Origin of the sequence: Pseudomonas sp. JDS28PS106, from assembly GCF_036706555.1 — a bacterium.
Classification (GTDB): domain Bacteria; phylum Pseudomonadota; class Gammaproteobacteria; order Pseudomonadales; family Pseudomonadaceae; genus Aquipseudomonas.
Window position 1 is genome coordinate 1 of the sequence record NZ_JBAJGT010000033.1, and the last position, 826, is coordinate 826.

The 826-nt window shown below is 52.4% G+C and carries 1 rRNA gene; it reads left to right on the plus strand.

Annotation, left to right across the window (positions count from 1 at the left end):
* Positions 1-826: ribosomal RNA gene (locus TRP66_RS23435) — 23S ribosomal RNA — on the plus strand; the annotation flags it as partial.

Below are 826 nucleotides of genomic sequence, written 5' to 3' on the forward strand. Positions count from 1 at the left end.
TTAGACAGCTAGGAGGTTGGCTTAGAAGCAGCCACCCTTTAAAGAAAGCGTAATAGCTCACTAGTCGAGTCGGCCTGCGCGGAAGATGTAACGGGGCTCAAACCATGCACCGAAGCTACGGGTATCACCTTCGGGTGATGCGGTAGAGGAGCGTTCTGTAAGCCTGTGAAGGTGAGTTGAGAAGCTTGCTGGAGGTATCAGAAGTGCGAATGCTGACATGAGTAACGACAATGGGTGTGAAAAACACCCACGCCGAAAGACCAAGGTTTCCTGCGCAACGTTAATCGACGCAGGGTTAGTCGGTTCCTAAGGCGAGGCTGAAAAGCGTAGTCGATGGCAAACAGGTTAATATTCCTGTACTTCTGGTTACTGCGATGGAGGGACGGAGAAGGCTAGGCCAGCTTGGCGTTGGTTGTCCAAGTTTAAGGTGGTAGGCTGAGATCTTAGGTAAATCCGGGATCTCAAGGCCGAGAGCTGATGACGAGTGTCCTTTAGGACGCGAAGTGGTTGATGCCATGCTTCCAAGAAAAGCTTCTAAGCTTCAGGTAACCAGGAACCGTACCCCAAACCGACACAGGTGGTTGGGTAGAGAATACCAAGGCGCTTGAGAGAACTCGGGTGAAGGAACTAGGCAAAATGGCACCGTAACTTCGGGAGAAGGTGCGCCGGTGAAGGTGAAGCACTTGCTGCGTAAGCCCTCGCCGGTCGAAGATACCAGGCCGCTGCGACTGTTTATTAAAAACACAGCACTCTGCAAACACGAAAGTGGACGTATAGGGTGTGACGCCTGCCCGGTGCCGGAAGGTTAATTGATGGGGTTAGCGCA